The following is a 15,763-nucleotide window of genomic DNA, read 5'->3' as shown; positions in this document are numbered from 1 at the left end:
GGTCAGCCTGTTTTGGGCTGGCCATCTGCCTAAGGTGAAGGCGCGGCCTTCGCCAACAACTCTTTGACTTTGTCATCCTGATTGATTTGCAACCGAACCGGTAGGGTCAGAACTTTGCTGCGGAAAGTGGCGGGCAGGCGCACGGCGTCTTTCTCGGTTGTCACCAGTTGCGCGCCCAGTGCTTTGGCCTCGTTCTCAAGCCGCGTCATCAGCGCTGAAGTCAGTGGTTGGTGATCATCCAGTGCCTCGGCCCGCAGCAGTTTAGCGCCTTGCTGTCGCAGAGTTCCAAAGAACTTGTCCGGATAGCCTATGCCCGCAAAGGCCAGAACGGGTGTATTGTTCCAGTCCATTCCGGTTTGGAGCGGATACACCTCGCCGGTGGCGTGTGGGACCGTCAGGGCAGGTTCCCATCTTTCTGAAAATGTTGACTGCGCTGCGGCGTCCCCAAGCGACAACACGAGATCGGCACGTTTCAATCCAACGGCCACAGGCTCTCGCAGTGGACCAGCAGGAAGGCAAAGGCCATTGCCAAATCCGCGCTGCGCATCCACCACGATGATGGAAAAATCCTTGGCAACTGCGGGGTTCTGAAAACCGTCGTCCAGCACGATCGCGGTTGCCCCTGCCGCTGCGGCTGCCTGCGCGCCCGCTGCACGATCTTTGGCGACCCAGACCTCGGCAAACGCGGCGAGTAACAGGGGTTCATCCCCGACCTGAGCCGCTGTGTGTTTGCGCGGGTCGACCTGCACCGGGCCTTCCAGCGAGCCACCATGGCCTTTGGTCACGACATGAGGTTGATGCCAGGTATCCCTCAAATATTCCAAAACCCAGATCACCGTCGGTGTCTTCCCTGTGCCACCGGCATTCAGGTTGCCAACGCAGATAACCGGTACGCCCGGCGAGATGCCTTGCCCGCTCGCCACGCGACGGGCGGTTGCAGCGGCATAGAGGCGACCAAGTGGCGCCAACAGCCTGGCGCGCAGATCCAACCGATCAGGGGCTGAGTTCCAGAAGTCAGGTGCCCGCATCGTCACGCCCTCGCCGGTCCAGTGTATCCTGTACCATATCGATCAGTTGGTCCGCCTGTGGAGCCCCTTCGGTGACAATCCGCCATCCGGCCAATGCCATGTCTGCTGTGCGGTCAGGTGCCAACAATTCGACAACGCCATCGCCCAACTCTGTTGCGGTTCGTATCTTCAACGCGGCTTTTGCCTGCCCCAATCTGTCATAGAGACTGCGATGCTTGCTGACATGAGGCCCATGGATTACCGCAGATCCCAAGGCGACTGCGGTCAGAGGGTCGTGCCCCCGCGCCCCGCGTTCCAGTGAACTTCCCATGAAGGTAACTGCGGATACACGATGCCAAAGGCCCAGATCCTCGGGCTCGGCTGTTAGAATCACTTGTGTGGTGTCTTCGATTGGATGGCCTTCATCCCAGTTGGCGCATCGAAGGTCCATCGCTTCGAGGCGTTTAAACAGGGGCGATGCCTCGGACATATCCGCCACATGCAGGACCAAAGCCAGACGTGGCAGCATCCGCAAGGCCTGACGATGGGCCGTCAGAACCGAGATGAATTCCTTGTCCTGAACCCATGCGGCCAGCCAAACTGGGCGCCCGGCCATTGTGTGAGTGGTCTCGATCAATTCATCTTCGGGCCAGGGCTCTGGGTTGGGGCTGATATGAAGTGGTGGCGCGACCGAGATTTTTGCCGAGTTCACTCCCAGGCGTCGGATTTGGCGTGCGCTGTCATTATTGGGCGCAAGTATCGCTGTAAAGCAATCCAGCGTGTATCGCGTGATATCAGGTAGCCAACGTCCACCCCTTGCGGTTTTCACGTCGACCACAGCCTCAAGCAAAATTAGCGGAATGCCCCGCTCCTGTGCGCGTGTTATGACATTGGGCATCAGCCCACCGCCAAACCACAGCCCCATATCAGGGCGCCAGTGATCCAAGAACGTGCGCGCCGCGCCGGTATGCTCGGCGGGCAGCATTGTGATCGGGGTATCGCAATCTTCCCAGTCCTTCAGATCAACATCGGGTGGGGCGGTCAGCAACAGCGAAAGTTCTGGTCGCACAGACAGCAGCCGACGGCAAATATTGTCGACGGCCCGCAACCGATCGGGTGTACTGACATGGACCCACAGAAGTTCACCTTCCGGGCGCGCAATCTCGGGGTGACCCGTGCTTTGCGGGACGCCCCAGGACAGGACTCGATAGGCCGCAAGGCTCAGAGATCGCGGCTTGCTCATGCCGGAATTCCGGCCCCATTCGGGTTAAGTCGGGTCTGAAGGTCCGAATGCACCGCTGAACCTGCCGCCACCACGCCGTTCAGGCGCGGGTGGGTATTGTTGAAGCGCAGAGGTTGCCCCAAACGATCGGTACAGAGCCCGCCTGCCTCGCGCAGGATCAGATCTCCGGCGGCGATATCCCATTCCCAACTGGGTCGCAACGTCAGCATCCCGTCAAACCGTCCCTGCGCAACCAGCGCCATCCGATAGGCCAGAGACGGGCGGTATACACGGCGAAAGTCAGGTGCAGCACCGGATTGCCAGTGGCGCGGATCTAGATTGGGTTTTGCCGCCAAAATCTCGGCTTCGGGCAGGTGCGCTTGCCCTGACACTTGGATGGCAGTGCCATTCAACGTTGCACCTTGCCCTTTTGCAGCCGCATACAGCAGATCACGTAAGGGCAGGTAGATGACGGCTGCCGTGACCTCACCGTTCTCGGTTACGGCCAGCGAATGGGCCCATGTGCGCGACCCCTCGGCAAAACTGCGGGTGCCGTCGATGGGATCGATGACGAAGACCCGATCACGGGCCAGACGATCGGGTGAATCCTCGGTTTCTTCGCTCAGCCAGCCATAATCCGGGCGGGCCGCCTGCAGATCACGTTCTAGCATCGCGTTGACGGCCAGATCGGCCTCGGTCACCGGGCCTGCGCCTTCGGGTTTATCCCAGCGCTGGGCATCAGGACCCGAATAGCGCGTGGCGATCTTTCCGGCCTCAAGCGCAGCGTCAATCAGCAGGGGCAGGTCAGTTGCCGGCAAGTGTCATCCCTTCGATCAACAGCGAGGGTACAACGCGCGATAGGTAAGGCCGCGCATCGTTTGCCGGAATGATTCGCATCAGCATGTCGCGAAGATTGCCAGCGATGGTACACTCGTTGACGGGATGGGTGATCTCGCCGTTCTCAACCCAAAATCCCGAAGCGCCGCGTGAATAGTCGCCGGTATTCGGATTGATGGTCGATCCGATCATCGAAGTGACCAAAAGCCCGGTACCCATGTCGCGCAACAACTCGGCGCGGGTCTTCTCGCCTTGCGTCAGGCTCAGGTTCCAGTTGCTGGGCGACGGCGGCCCGGATACGCCGCGCGCTGCGTTGCCGGTCGAGGTCATTCCCAATTTGCGGGCGCTGGACAGGTCTAACGTCCAGCCGGTCAGTACGCCATCTTCAACGATCGCCCTGCGCCGTGTTGCCAGCCCTTCGGCATCGAACGGGCGCGAGCCCGAAATGCGCGGGCGATGCGGGTCTTCAATCAAAGACAAATGTGCCGGTAGAACCTGTTGCCCAAGGCTTTCCTTCAGCCACGAGGCCCCGCGGGCTATCGCCGCGCCATTGCTGGCGGCCAGCAGATGGCCGATCAGGGATGATGAAATCCGTTCGTCGAACACCACCGGAAAACTGCCGGTCTGGGGCTTGCGTGCTCCCACGATCTGAACCGCACGTTCACCAGCCGTGCGACCAATCTCGGCGGGGCTGCGCAGGTCAGACTGAAAAGTCCGGCTGTCACCGTCATAGTCACGCTCCATTCCCGTCCCTTCGCCGGAAATGGCGACGCATGAGGTTGAACGGCTGCTGCGCATGTAGCCATCCGAAAAGCCGTTTGTTGCGGCAAGATGGACCCGGTGGGTACCATAGGCGGCCGCAGCGTCGGACACCTGTGAGACTCCCGCAACGTCCAGCGCTGCTGCCTCTGCCGCCAGCGCATCCTGCATCAGAGCTTCAGCGCTGGGTTCAGGGGCTGGGTCAAACAGCTCCAGCGCGTCGATATTACAGTTGGCGACCAATTGGTCAGGCGCGGCCAAGCCGGTGAACGGATCTTCCGGCGCTTCCCGTGCCATGGCCACGGCGCGCTCGGCCATCGCGGTAAGCGTATCGGGGCGACTATCCGAACTGGATACGATTGCCTGCTGTTTGCCAAGGAAGACCCGCAGCCCTAGATCGGTCGCTTCCGAGCGTTCGGCATGTTCCAATGCACCACTACGTACCTCCACAGAAACGGATGAGCCATCAATTACTATGGCATCCGCTGCCTCGGCACCTGCCTTGCGGGCTGCATTCAGCAGCTCTTCACTGATTGTTTGAGGTGTTCGCGTCATGAGGCCTCCGGTCTTGTTGTTCTGGACCTAGCCTCGGATAGCCTGTCCCGCAAGGCCTGCAGCCCACTGGCTTTATGTGCCTCGGGCGGGAAAGGCCAGCGCAGCGGCCTTTCCCGATTTGTTTGTCACTTGATACGCTGACCGTTGGCCAGGATCTGTCCATCCTCGGTAAACTCGATTTTCGAGTTCAACGTGTCCGGTTCTTCGCCCGGAACAGCCATCAGACCCATCATCATACGCGCGCCCAGCGCGTCGTTTTCCGACACAAAGCCCATGCCGATCAGCTTGTCCAGCAGAGCGTTGGCCCCAACAAGTTTCAAGTTGGCGACACCCGACGGGGCAGGCAGGCCATCAAACTCTTCCGTGTTGGAGTTGTCGAACGCAAAGTCGCCATCACCGCTCAATTGGGCTCCGACCAATGATACGAGAAGCTTGTTGATCTTCAGCGAATGCAGTTCGCCCGGAACGATATCAGATGTCTCAAGCTCTTCGACGGCTTCCGGGTCCATGAAATCGACCAGAACTTTGGCGGTGCCGGTTGCATCCAACGCGATGGTCGCCGGATCGCGCGGCAGCGCACTAGCAGGGTCGAACATGCTCCACAACACGTCGGACATGGTGAAATCCGTCAGGTTCATGCCAAACCCAAATGGCTGGATTTCTTCCGAGGCCTGCACCGGAAGCTCGAATTTCAGCCCTGCATTTGCCATCGCGATTTCGATTGGAAAAGGCAGATCCGACGTGGTGACGGCTAGTTTGGTGCTGTTCTGCGCAAGATCGTAGACAAGGCGCTGTGCATCGATGCTGCCGGTAAAGCTGCCTCCTTCGGAACTGCTGCTGAGCGAGAATGGCTCACCCTCGGCAGTGCCTGCCATTTCGGTGCTGCCCGAGGCGTATGTGAATGTACCTGAAGCGGCGAACCCGGCCTTGTAGATGTCTTCAATGTTGGCGACATCCATACCGGGTGGAATGATTGTATCGCCATCAAATTTCAAACCATCTAATTTACCGCTGATCCGGCCCGTGTCTTCACTTTCGGGCTCGTTGAAGGCCACATCATAGGACAGGCTGCTGGCCGTGAACTGCTGCGCGATATCGCGCATCTCGCCGATCTGCATCTGCGATGTGCCTGCGATTTCGTTCATCTGAACGTTCAAGGCAAACATGTCGCTGGATACGGTTTCGCCATCAAACTCCATCGAGTCCATCGACAGAGTCAGGCTGTTCGCCGTATAGTCATATGTCATGTTTTCGGGGGTACCCGAAACGACCATTTCCAAGGCGTCGTGAGCGTACATCAGATCAGCCGAAAATGTCTCGCCCTCGGCTTCACCCGAAATTGTCATCGGGAAGCTGGCAGGAAAGCCGATATTGACTGTACCGTCGCCATTTTCGGTCAACGTCATCTCGGGGATGACCATGTCGAAGGTGCCTTCGGTGTCCGGAATGGCCATGGCCATCGTCATGTTCGCGATGGTGGTGACGTTGCCGGAAACGCTCTGATCGCCAGTGACGTCATAGCCCATGCCGCCCAGATAAGCCTGCCAATCGGCCCAGACATCATTGGCGGTAACATCTGCAAAGGCGCCGTTGGTTGCAACAGCGTAGGCCAAAGCTGCACCGCAGCTACGGCGAAGGAAAACAGTCATAAGAGAACCCTTCTTGATCAATTTGCCGGCATGGTCGTGCCTGTAGCGGCCAGCGTCAAGGGGGAAGGGGTGGACCAATTCCCCATTTGCAGGGTACGAGTTAAGACAATTTCAAATGCGGGGATTTAAACGATGCATATGCAAGGGAAAACGGTACTGATCACAGGGGCAAGCCGAGGCATCGGAGCGGAAGCCGGGCGCGTTTTTGCCGCAGCTGGGGCCAATGTGGCCTTGGTCGCACGCAGCCGCGATCAGATTGACGCTCTGGCTGCGGCATTGGGTGAAAATGCCATGGCGCTGGCCTGCGACGTCAGCGATTTTTCCCAGGTCGAACAGACAGTTGCCGATTGCATCGACCGGTTCGGCAAGCTGGATGTGCTAATCGGGAACGCGGGCGTCATTGATCCGATCTTTCATCTTTCGAATGCCGACACCCGGGCCTGGAGCCAAGCAATCGACATCAACTTGAAGGGTGTCTTTTATGGAATGCGTGCCGTCCTGCCCATCATGCGGGCAGCAGGCGGCGGGACCGTTCTGACAGTCTCGTCCGGTGCCGCGTCGAACCCGGTCGAAGCCTGGAGCCACTATTGTGCATCAAAAGCCGGGGCCAAGATGCTGACCGAATGCCTGCATCTGGAAGAGGCGCATCACGGTATTCGCGCAATGGGCCTGTCCCCGGGAACTGTGGCCACAGATATGCAGCGGGTGATCAAGGCCAGCGGAATCAATCCAGTAAGTCAGCTGGATTGGGACGATCACATCCCCGCAGACTGGCCCGCGCGGGCGTTGATGTGGATGTGCTCGGCAGATGCGGATGAGTTCTTGGGGACCGAGATATCGCTGCGCAACGAAGACATCCGAAAAAGGGTTGGGCTGACGTGATCGAACTGACACAGGATAATGGGCTGTGGACCGTCACGTTGAACAATCCGGATAAGGCCAATGCGCTGACCTCAGCGATGCTTAGCGAATTGGTACGCATCGCAGAGGCGGCAACCGAGGCACGTGCATTGATCCTGACGGGGGCGGGCCGGGTCTTCAGTGCGGGCGCCGATCTTGAAGAAGCGCGGGCGGGCCTTGCGACATCCGATCTTTGGGAGAGGTTGTCGGGTGCCATTGCCGCCTTGCCCTGCCTGACGGTGGCCGCGCTCAACGGCACTTTGGCCGGTGGAGCCAACGGTATGGTGCTGGCCTGTGACCTGCGTATCGCAGTGCCCTCGGCCAAGTTCTTTTACCCGGTCATGAAGCTGGGATTCTTGCCGCAGCCCTCGGATCCCAAGCGGATGGCAGAGTTGATCGGTCCGGCCAGAACCCGACTCATACTGATGGCGGGACAGAAGATTTCTGCAGAAGAAGCTTATAGCTTTGGGCTGGTTGATCGGGTGGTTGAGCCCGAACATTTGATACCAACTGCACAAGAACTTGTAGCCGACAGCCTGTCCGCAGATCCGTCGGTTGCTGCGGGCATAGCCGGATTGTGCCCATGAGGTTGGCCGCGCTCCGATTGCGGGTGGCGGACCCGGATGCGTTGGCGGCGTTTTATCGTGATGCGCTTGGCATGTCTGTCAGGGTTGAAGGCGCCAATCGTCGTCTTGGATATTCCGGTCAGGATGCCGATCTGTTGCTGATGCCGGGCGGCGGGGGTTACCGCCATGATCCGGGGCAGCGGTATTGGAAGATCGGGATCACGTTGCCGGATGTTGATCTTGCCGCAGAACACCTGCGCCAGAAGGGTATCCCGGTCAGCGCGCCGCGGCAGTTTCTGGATATCGGCTATATGTGCCATCTGAATGACCCCGAAGGGTTTGCCATTGAACTGCTGCAGCAGGATTTCGAGGGCAACCGGCCCGAAAATGCCGCCAGCGCGGACGCCCCATTTGCCAAGGCCTGTATTGGTCAGATCACTTTGCGAACCGGTGATATCGCTGCCGAAGATGCGTTCTGCCGATCCATGGGAATGTCATTGCTGTCTTTGCAGGATGTCGAACCTCACGGGTTCGATCTGCATTTCTACGCGTTCACTGCTGACAAACCGCTCAATCCCGACCTCTGGGCGGTTGAGAACCGCGAATGGCTGTGGAAGCGCCCATATACCACGTTGGAATACCAACACATCCCAAATGCCCGGTTTGCACCGGTGCCGGACTATCTCGGGATCGAAATTGAAGGGCTGGCTAACCCGCAAAAGGATGCATTCGGCGATCCCTGGCTTCCTGCCTGATCATCGCCCGCGTCGTTTGCCCGGCACTTTTGAGCGAAACCCCGGCGGGCGTTTGCGCACCCAATTCAGGAACTTCTCAAGCCTCGGATGTTTGCGCAGTGCATCGACGGTGTGAAAGTCACGCGCCAGTTCGGCCTCGGTCAGTGTCGCGTGGATCTCTTTGTGGCATATCTGATGCAACAAAACGGTGGGCCCGCCCTTGCCTCCCTTAAGCTTTGGGATCAGATGGTGCAGGCTTCCACCACCTTCGGGGATCGGACGGTTGCAGAGCGGGCAGATCGGATCGGAATTTGCCATGACCTAACTTCGCGCTGATGCGTGTACAGGGCAAGAGGGACACAATGGCGCAAACCATGGTCATCGGGGCAGGGCCAGCGGGGCTAATGGCCGCCGAACAGCTTGCCGCCGCCGGGCACGAGGTTGCAGTGGCCGAAGCCAAGCCGTCTGTCGCGCGTAAATTCCTGATGGCGGGGAAGTCCGGCCTGAACCTGACCAAGGATGAGCCTTTTGACATGCTTATGGGCGCATACGGGGATGCAAAGGATTGGTTGCATCCGATGATACAAGCGTTTGACGCACAGGCGGTGAAGGCTTGGGCCGGTGATCTTGGGCAAGAGATGTTCACGGGCTCTACCGGGCGGGTGTTTCCGAAAGTCATGAAGGCCTCACCCTTGCTGCGGGCTTGGCTGGCCAGATTCGATCAGGCCGGTGTTCAGATCAAGACAAGCTGGCGCTGGCAGGGATGGCAAGGTGGGGCGTTGGTTTTTGAGACGCCAGATGGCATGCAGTTTTGCTCGCCCGATGCGACGGTTTTGGCATTAGGGGGTGCCAGCTGGGCGCGGTTGGGCTCGGATGGGGCTTGGGCCCAATGGCTTGCGGACAGCGGAGTTGATCTAACACCGTTTGCACCGGCTAACGCCGCTCTGTCAGTCGATTGGAGCCCCTATATGCAGCCACATTTTGGCGCGGCGCTCAAGTCGGTGCGGTGGATGGCGGGCGATCTGGATAGCCGTGGTGAGGCCACTATTTCCGCAAAAGGCCTGGAAGGTGGCGGTATGTATGCCCTGACCCCTGCGCTGCGGACGGGGGCGCCGCTGTTTGTTGATCTGGTCCCGGATGTGACGGCTGAAGGGATGCAGGCGCGATTGGACGCGAAGAAATCAAAGGCAACGCTTTCGCATTGGTTGAAGAATGGTCTGCGTCTGTCTCCGCAAAAGATCGCTTTGTTCCACGAAATGACTAAGGGCCGCGCATTGAAGCAAACGCAATGGATCGGTGCGCTGAAAAACCTGCCTATCAGGTATGCTGGGCTACGCCCGATGGATGAGGCGATCTCAACCGCTGGCGGGGTAGCATCGGGTGCCGTGGACAGCGGTTTGATGCTGACTGCATGTCCGGGCGTTTTTTGCGCGGGCGAGATGCTGGATTGGGAAGCCCCGACCGGTGGTTATCTTCTGACCGCCTGTCTGGCGACTGGACGTTGGGCCGGTCAGTCGGCGGCAACGTGGTTGGCGCGCTAGGCCTTAACCCGATCGGGCCAGCATCGCCAGTCGGATCATTGCACGCTCTACCAGTGCCATCGCAGGTGCGGTTTGACCTGCCGAGCGCAAGGATAGGTCCGTATCTGTAAGGACGGTTAAAGCGGTCTGCAGCTTGGGCGCCCCCCATCCCTGAGCTTGCCTCAGGATCCGGTCACGTCGTTTGCCATAGACCGGAGGACGCAGCTTGCCGATTCCCTGCGCCGCGCCTCCAGGGTCGGATGCGCAGGCATAGAGCGTTCGGAAATGCCGCGTCGCCCCAATACACAAGGTGACCCCGTTGGTGCCCTGCGCCTGAAGGCGTCGGATAAGGGGGCCGATTTCCTGTGCCCGGCCCTCGGCAACGACGTTCAATACATCATCCAGCGCCGCCTCGGTCGACCGCGGCGCACAGGCTTCAATGTCTTCAATCGTCAGTTCACCGGCGTCACCGCGTTTGTAAAGCGACAGTTTCTCAACTGATTGAGTGAAATCACCAGGGCTGAGCGCCATTGCAAGTTCGCTTAGCGCCGACATCGAATCGCGCGGAATATTCTTCAATCCGGCTTGCGCCAGAATGCGCTCCACCTCGGCGCGCGAGGGCGGGTCATCGTAGATGCCAACAGCGTATGCGGCAGGGTTCGCTTCGAATGCTTTGCGGATTTTTGAGCTGGGTTTGAGCTGCCCGGCCGTTACGATGATCTGTGCATCACCATGATCCCAGTCTTCAAGGGCTGTGAGAATCGCAGGCGCTGCGACATCGGTGGCGTCTTCAACAAACACCGCGCGGGGACCGGGGAAAAATCCGACAGCCTTGACCGCGTCCAGCAACAGGGCCGGATCGCTGCGTAGATCGCTTCCGGGAATGCGGGTCAGGCGCATTTCCTCTTCGGCGCCAGGTCCCAGCAAAGCCGCCAGCACCTGTTGACGCTTCAACGCAACGCGCATCGCGTCCGCCCCGTAGATCAGCAATCCGGCTTTGTCCGCGCCCGGCTTGGAAAAATACCCTTCAGCCTCACGCGGGCTCAACTTCATGTGGACAGGCCCGGCGTGGCGTAAAGGCGGTTCACGATCTGATCGGCTAGAATCACCATCAGCCGCTCGGTCGCATCACGCTCATCGGCCAGCGTCGACACAGTTGAGCCCGCAGCAGAATAGCCGACAAATTCGGTAACGTTGCCCGAGGCGATGATTTGCCCGGTCGCATTGGATTTCAGCGCGTAAGTCGCGTTCCCGTCGATGGTGTAGCGATTGGTTTCATTTGCTGTGGTGATCGAGGCCCTGCGGGTGACCGTCGAAACCCCCACATCCAGCTTGTATTCGTTGCCCGAGGTCGCGCTTCGACCTAATTTGCGTTCCAGATTCTGAACAAGCAGAAAGCTTTCGACGGTATTCGGCGCTGACATCTCGACCTTGCCATCCAAGGCCGAGCCTGATCCTCCGGGCGCATAGACCGGCTCGAACCCGCAAGCGGCGAGCGCCAGCGGCATCAATAACAGGGTTCTACGATCAAACGACGACATTAACGATCCGGCCCGGAACAACGATCACTTTCTTCGGTGCAGCGCCATCCAGCGCCTTTTGCACAGCTTCGGTGCTGAGGGCGATTTTTTCAACCTCTGCTTTATCCAGATCTTTGGCTACGCTGATCTCGGCCCGACGCTTGCCGTTGATCTGAATCGGCAGGGTTATGGTGTCATCGATCAGCATCGTCTCATCCGCGATGGGCCAAGGCGCGGTTGCAACCAGGCCTTCGCCGCCCAGCATCTGCCAAAGTTCTTCGGACAAGTGTGGCGTCATCGGCGACATCAGCTGCGCTAGTGTCTTGGCTGCCTCGCGCTTGACTGCAGAGCCCGCTTTGGATTTGGCAAGCGTGTTGGTGAATGCATAAAGCTTTGCGATAGATGCGTTAAAGCCAAAGGATTCGACCCCGCCCGATACGTCATGAATGGCTTTGTGCATCTCACGTAGCAGCGTTTCGTCATCTGCTGTGGCCGGCAAGTCCGATTCTGCGATTTCTGCGGCGATGCGGTGCACGCGGCTGAGATGTTTGAACGCGGCTTCGGCGCCCGACGCGGTCCATTCCACGTCGCGCTCAGGTGGGGAGTCGGACAGAACAAACCAGCGCGCAGTATCCGCACCAAAGGCCGAGATGATGCTGACCGGATCGACGACGTTCTTTTTCGACTTGGACATTTTGGCTGAGGGGATGATTTCAACCACGGTGCCGTCGGTCAGTTTGCCGTCGGTCACGTCCTCGGGCAGGTGATAGACCGGGCGACCGTTGGCGTCGCGTGTCTGATAAATTTCATGAGTCACCATGCCTTGAGTAAACAGCGCGTTGAACGGCTCAATCGCTTTCTTCGGCAAATGACCAGTGATGTTCATCGCCCGCGCGAAGAAGCGCGAATAGAGCAGGTGCAGAATCGCATGCTCGATCCCACCGATATATTGGTCGACATTCATCCAATACTCGGCTTCGGCAAGATCGGTGGGTGTTTCAGCGCGCGGGGCGGTGAAACGGGCGAAGTACCACGACGAATCGACAAACGTGTCCATCGTGTCAGTTTCCCGCTTGGCTGGAGCGCCGCAGGAAGGGCAAGGGGTGTCGCGCCAGCTGGGGTGGCGGTCCAGCGGGTTGCCGGGGATCGAAAAATCTATGGGTTTGCTGTTGCCGTCATCATAAGGCAGCTCGATCGGCAGATTATCTTTCTTCTCGGAGACCGTGCCGCATTGATCACAATGCACAACAGGAATCGGGCAGCCCCAATAGCGTTGGCGGCTGAGCCCCCAATCGCGCAGGCGGTATTTGGTAACACCTTCACCCCAACCGGCCTTTTCGGCGAAATCAACGGTGGCATTGATGGCCTCGTCACCCGTTGCCTCGGTGAGACCCGCAAAATGATTCACCCAGCGGACTTTTTCGGTTTTCGGTGGAACAAACGCGATTTTGTCGACTGGAGTGTCATCATCCAGTGCAAAGAATGTATCGACCACAGGCAGGCCGTATTTGCGACAGAAATCGAGGTCGCGTTGATCATGAGCTGGGCAGGCAAAGATGGCGCCGGTGCCATAGTCCATCAGGATAAAGTTGGCGATCCAGACCGGAAGCTCCCAGCTGGGGTCGAGTGGATGTTTTACACGTATGCCGGTGTCATAACCCAGCTTTTCGGCGGTTTCGATCGCCTCTTCGGTGGTGCCGCCCTTGCGGCATTCGGCAACGAATTCAGCGACTTTCGGGTTTTCTGCCTCAAGCTGCTTGGCAATCGGATGATCGGGCGAGATGCCAACAAACGACGCGCCCATCAGCGTATCGGGCCGTGTCGTGTAGACGGTGATCGGCTCACCTCCATCGGTGCGTTCGAACCCGAATTGCAGGCCACGGGACTTGCCGATCCAGTTCTCTTGCATCAGGCGTACCTTGGCGGGCCAGTTATCCAGCGTATCCAGCGCGTCGAGCAGTTCCTCGGAATAATCGGAAATCTTGAAAAACCACTGAGTCAACTCGCGACGCTCAACCAAGGCGCCTGAACGCCAGCCACGGCCGTTTTCTACCTGTTCATTGGCCAAAACGGTCATATCGACCGGGTCCCAGTTCACCACGGCGTTCTTGCGATAGACCAGACCGGCCTCGAGCATATCCAGGAACAAAGCCTGCTGCTGGCCGTAGTATTCCGGATCACAGGTGGCGAATTCACGAGACCAGTCGATCGACAGGCCCAGCGGCTTCATCTGTCCGCGCATGTCGGCGATATTGCCGTAGGTCCAATCTTTGGGGTGGCCACCACTGGCCATTGCGGCGTTTTCCGCAGGCATCCCGAACGCGTCCCAGCCCATCGGGTGCAGCACGTTATGACCGGTTGCGAGCTTGTGGCGGGCGATCACATCACCCATCGTGTAGTTGCGTACATGCCCCATGTGGATACGGCCAGACGGGTAGGGGAACATCTCAAGCACATAGTATTTCGGCTTGTCCGCCTTGTGATTGGCGGTGAAGATTCCGGCCTTGTCCCAGGCCTCCTGCCATTTTGCTTCGATTTCGTTGGCCGAGTAGCGCGACATCATGCGGTCCTTCGTGAATGAAAACGCCGGGTAGGAACCCGGCGTGGTAATAGTGTGATTTTTGTCGGGTTTCTAGAACTTGTTGTCCGCAATGCGTAGCTGACGCGCGCGAGACAGGATCGCATCTTCGACGGCGCGCGACGTTGCAGCGCTGACCGGAGAACCGCCACTGGTCTGAAGAGCTACGGACAAAGAACGCGCTTCCAAAGCGGGATCACTGATGTGAACTGTCGCGCGATAGGAACGCCCGCCGCCGGGCGGTGTGCCATAACCCGTTACGATCACTCCGGTAAACGGATCGACCTCTTGGATCGGTAAGAAATTCAGTACATCTAGCGATGCGGCCCACAGATAGCGATTTACCTGAGTGACCTGCTCTGAGGTGTTCGGGCCGAATACGTCCCAGATCGTCGAACGATTCGGGTCATTCAGTTCGCGTTCCTCGGTCGAGCTGCCATCAGCGGTCAACACACTTGCATCGCCAGGCGGTGGCCCTCCGCAGGCTGATAAGGCAGCCGTTACCATGATCAAACCTGGAATCGTAATACGGCGCATCGTTGGAAGGTCCCGTGTCACTTGTTTTGCTCTGTCGAGTGATACTCCTAGACAAGGACCCGTACAGCAACAACCCTATTCTTTTATGATCGACTCGCGCGAACCGCACGATCCGTTGAATTTGACTGTGGCATCCTTGCACCAATTTGGGCCGAATGACGTCTTTGCGTTTATGCCAAGCTTGCGCAACGGGGGCAAAAAAAGCGAAACGGTGTCCGTGCTGAGACGCGTGCTTTGCATGTGTCGAGTAGAAAATCTTTGAAACCGAGGGAAACAAGATGAAAAAAGTTCTCTTCGCAACGACCGCACTGATTGCAACCGCAAGTGTTGCAGCGGCCGAAGTAAAGTTCAGCGGTTACGGCCGCTTTGGTCTGGGATACCTGGAAGACCGTACAGGTACCGTTGACGCAATTGGTGGTGGTGAAGCGACCGGCGTAGAAACCGACGAAACCATCCTGGTCTCGCGCTTCCGTCTGAACATCGACGGAATCGTTGAAACTGACGGCGGCGTTCGCTTTGAAGGCCGTGTTCGTCTGCAGGCAGACGAAGATGCCGGCAACGGCGAAGCAAACTCCGCTGGCCTGAACGGCGCACGCTTCTCGGTCATCTTCGGTGGTCTGCGTGTTGACGCCGGTAACGTAGCCGGTTCGTTCGACAACTTGGCAAACTACTACGGTAACGAGCCTGGCCTGGAAAGCTTCATTGGTCAGTACTCGGGCGTCGACTATGACTTCCTGGCGTATTCGTCGACCGGTTCGGGCGCAAACGCTGTGTTCTTCCAGTACGCAGTTGGCGACTTCGCCTTCGGCGCGTCGTATGACCAGCGCACATTTGCTGACGAAGCTGTTGCGGGTGCGGACACTGATGATGCAGACCGCTGGGACATCAGCGCAACCTACACCTTCGGTAACGTAACTGCCGCTCTGGCCTACGGTCAGACCAGCGGTCTGGGCGACGCCGACAAGCAGAGCCTGACCGTTCTGACCCTGGGTGCAGAATTCGGTGACTTCTCCGGTACTCTGTTCGTCGCAGACGATGACGTTGCAAACGATGACCGCAACGGCACCGCATACGGTCTGTCGGCAGCCTACAACCTGGGCGCGGCAACCACTCTGACCTTCGCTTACGGTGACGGTTCGGCAGACGACGATCTGCAGCAGTACGGCATCGGTGCCATCTACGACCTGGGTGGCGGTGCATCGCTGCGCGGTGGTATCGGCAACCAGAAGCGTGGCGACGGCGACAGCCAGCTGCGTGCCGACTTTGGTGCTCAGTTCAACTTCTAAGTTGATCTGAACCACAAGGTTCAAGGGCAGGTCTTCGGACCTGCCCTTTTCTTTTGCCGCCACATGGTGTTTTGCTGCTGCAAACGCAGAATG

Annotated in this window: 15 protein-coding genes; 5 read left to right on the top strand and 10 right to left on the bottom strand. The window is 58.7% G+C overall.

Annotation, left to right across the window (positions count from 1 at the left end):
* Window positions 1-29: 29 nt before the first annotated feature.
* The 5 genes from lpxK to ACR0MJ_RS08185 form a co-directional block, all read right to left on the bottom strand.
* Window positions 30-1,028 carry a tetraacyldisaccharide 4'-kinase gene (gene lpxK / locus ACR0MJ_RS08205; RefSeq protein WP_480760482.1) on the bottom strand — a complete coding sequence of 333 codons (999 nt, stop codon included), beginning with the start codon at window positions 1,026-1,028 and terminating at the stop codon, window positions 30-32.
* Window positions 1,015-2,250, bottom strand: a complete 1,236-nt coding sequence (locus ACR0MJ_RS08200) for a 3-deoxy-D-manno-octulosonic acid transferase (protein ID WP_480760479.1) — start codon at window positions 2,248-2,250, stop codon at window positions 1,015-1,017. The genes lpxK and ACR0MJ_RS08200 overlap by 14 nt, the downstream gene beginning before the upstream one ends.
* A complete protein-coding gene (locus ACR0MJ_RS08195) occupies window positions 2,247-3,047 on the bottom strand; it encodes a 3'(2'),5'-bisphosphate nucleotidase CysQ (protein ID WP_170406723.1) in 801 nt (266 codons plus the stop codon). The genes ACR0MJ_RS08200 and ACR0MJ_RS08195 overlap by 4 nt, the downstream gene beginning before the upstream one ends.
* The gene (locus ACR0MJ_RS08190; protein ID WP_480760476.1) at window positions 3,034-4,380 is read right to left on the bottom strand and encodes a TldD/PmbA family protein; all 1,347 of its coding nucleotides are present in this window, start codon (window positions 4,378-4,380) and stop codon (window positions 3,034-3,036) included. The genes ACR0MJ_RS08195 and ACR0MJ_RS08190 overlap by 14 nt, the downstream gene beginning before the upstream one ends.
* 125 nt (window positions 4,381-4,505) lie before the next feature.
* On the bottom strand, window positions 4,506-6,029 hold the full coding sequence (locus ACR0MJ_RS08185) for a DUF2125 domain-containing protein (RefSeq protein WP_170398911.1): 1,524 nt from the start codon (window positions 6,027-6,029) through the stop codon (window positions 4,506-4,508).
* Window positions 6,030-6,161: 132 nt separating this feature from the next.
* Here ACR0MJ_RS08185 and ACR0MJ_RS08180 point away from each other — a divergent pair, with 132 nt between their 5' ends.
* Genes ACR0MJ_RS08180 through ACR0MJ_RS08170 form a run of 3 tightly spaced genes read left to right on the top strand, consistent with a single transcriptional unit; the run spans window position 6,162 to window position 8,250 of the window.
* On the top strand, window positions 6,162-6,911 hold the full coding sequence (locus ACR0MJ_RS08180) for an SDR family oxidoreductase (protein ID WP_170398908.1): 750 nt from the start codon (window positions 6,162-6,164) through the stop codon (window positions 6,909-6,911).
* Window positions 6,908-7,516, top strand: a complete 609-nt coding sequence (locus tag ACR0MJ_RS08175) for an enoyl-CoA hydratase/isomerase family protein (protein WP_170425866.1) — start codon at window positions 6,908-6,910, stop codon at window positions 7,514-7,516. Before ACR0MJ_RS08180 ends, ACR0MJ_RS08175 begins: the two co-directional genes overlap by 4 nt.
* Window positions 7,513-8,250 (top strand): VOC family protein, encoded by a 738-nt coding sequence (locus ACR0MJ_RS08170; protein ID WP_480760473.1) that lies wholly within the window; start codon window positions 7,513-7,515, stop codon window positions 8,248-8,250. The genes ACR0MJ_RS08175 and ACR0MJ_RS08170 overlap by 4 nt, the downstream gene beginning before the upstream one ends.
* Here ACR0MJ_RS08170 and ACR0MJ_RS08165 read toward each other — a convergent pair whose 3' ends face one another.
* Entirely contained in the window at window positions 8,251-8,547 is a 297-nt protein-coding gene (locus tag ACR0MJ_RS08165; RefSeq protein ID WP_170406707.1) for an HNH endonuclease, read from the bottom strand. It lies immediately after the preceding gene.
* 44 nt (window positions 8,548-8,591) lie between these two features.
* On the opposite strand from ACR0MJ_RS08165, the gene ACR0MJ_RS08160 reads away from it, so the two are divergent.
* The gene (locus tag ACR0MJ_RS08160) at window positions 8,592-9,770 is read left to right on the top strand and encodes a TIGR03862 family flavoprotein (RefSeq protein ID WP_480760467.1); all 1,179 of its coding nucleotides are present in this window, start codon (window positions 8,592-8,594) and stop codon (window positions 9,768-9,770) included.
* A gap of 3 nt (window positions 9,771-9,773) precedes the next feature.
* Here the strand turns inward: ACR0MJ_RS08160 and holA are convergent, their stop codons facing one another.
* The 4 genes from holA to ACR0MJ_RS08140 all read right to left on the bottom strand — a co-directional run bounded on the left by holA (window position 9,774) and on the right by ACR0MJ_RS08140 (window position 14,384).
* Window positions 9,774-10,802: a DNA polymerase III subunit delta gene (gene holA, locus ACR0MJ_RS08155; protein ID WP_480760464.1), complete on the bottom strand. Its 1,029-nt coding sequence runs from the start codon at window positions 10,800-10,802 to the stop codon at window positions 9,774-9,776.
* Complete coding sequence (lptE, locus tag ACR0MJ_RS08150) at window positions 10,799-11,290, bottom strand: LPS assembly lipoprotein LptE (protein ID WP_480760461.1); 492 nt, start codon at window positions 11,288-11,290, stop codon at window positions 10,799-10,801. The genes holA and lptE overlap by 4 nt, the downstream gene beginning before the upstream one ends.
* Complete coding sequence (gene leuS / locus ACR0MJ_RS08145; RefSeq protein WP_480760458.1) at window positions 11,277-13,829, bottom strand: leucine--tRNA ligase; 2,553 nt, start codon at window positions 13,827-13,829, stop codon at window positions 11,277-11,279. Before leuS ends, lptE begins: the two co-directional genes overlap by 14 nt.
* Window positions 13,830-13,901: 72 nt before the next feature.
* On the bottom strand, window positions 13,902-14,384 hold the full coding sequence (locus ACR0MJ_RS08140; protein ID WP_170398884.1) for a DUF3576 domain-containing protein: 483 nt from the start codon (window positions 14,382-14,384) through the stop codon (window positions 13,902-13,904).
* Between the two features lie 278 nt (window positions 14,385-14,662).
* Between ACR0MJ_RS08140 and ACR0MJ_RS08135 the strand changes: the two genes are divergently transcribed.
* Window positions 14,663-15,670, top strand: a complete 1,008-nt coding sequence (locus ACR0MJ_RS08135; protein WP_170398881.1) for a porin — start codon at window positions 14,663-14,665, stop codon at window positions 15,668-15,670.
* Window positions 15,671-15,763 lie beyond the last annotated feature (93 nt).

The sequence above is a fragment of the Ruegeria sp. C6 genome, assembly GCF_056537625.1.
This window is presented reverse-complemented; position numbering and strand designations above follow the sequence as displayed.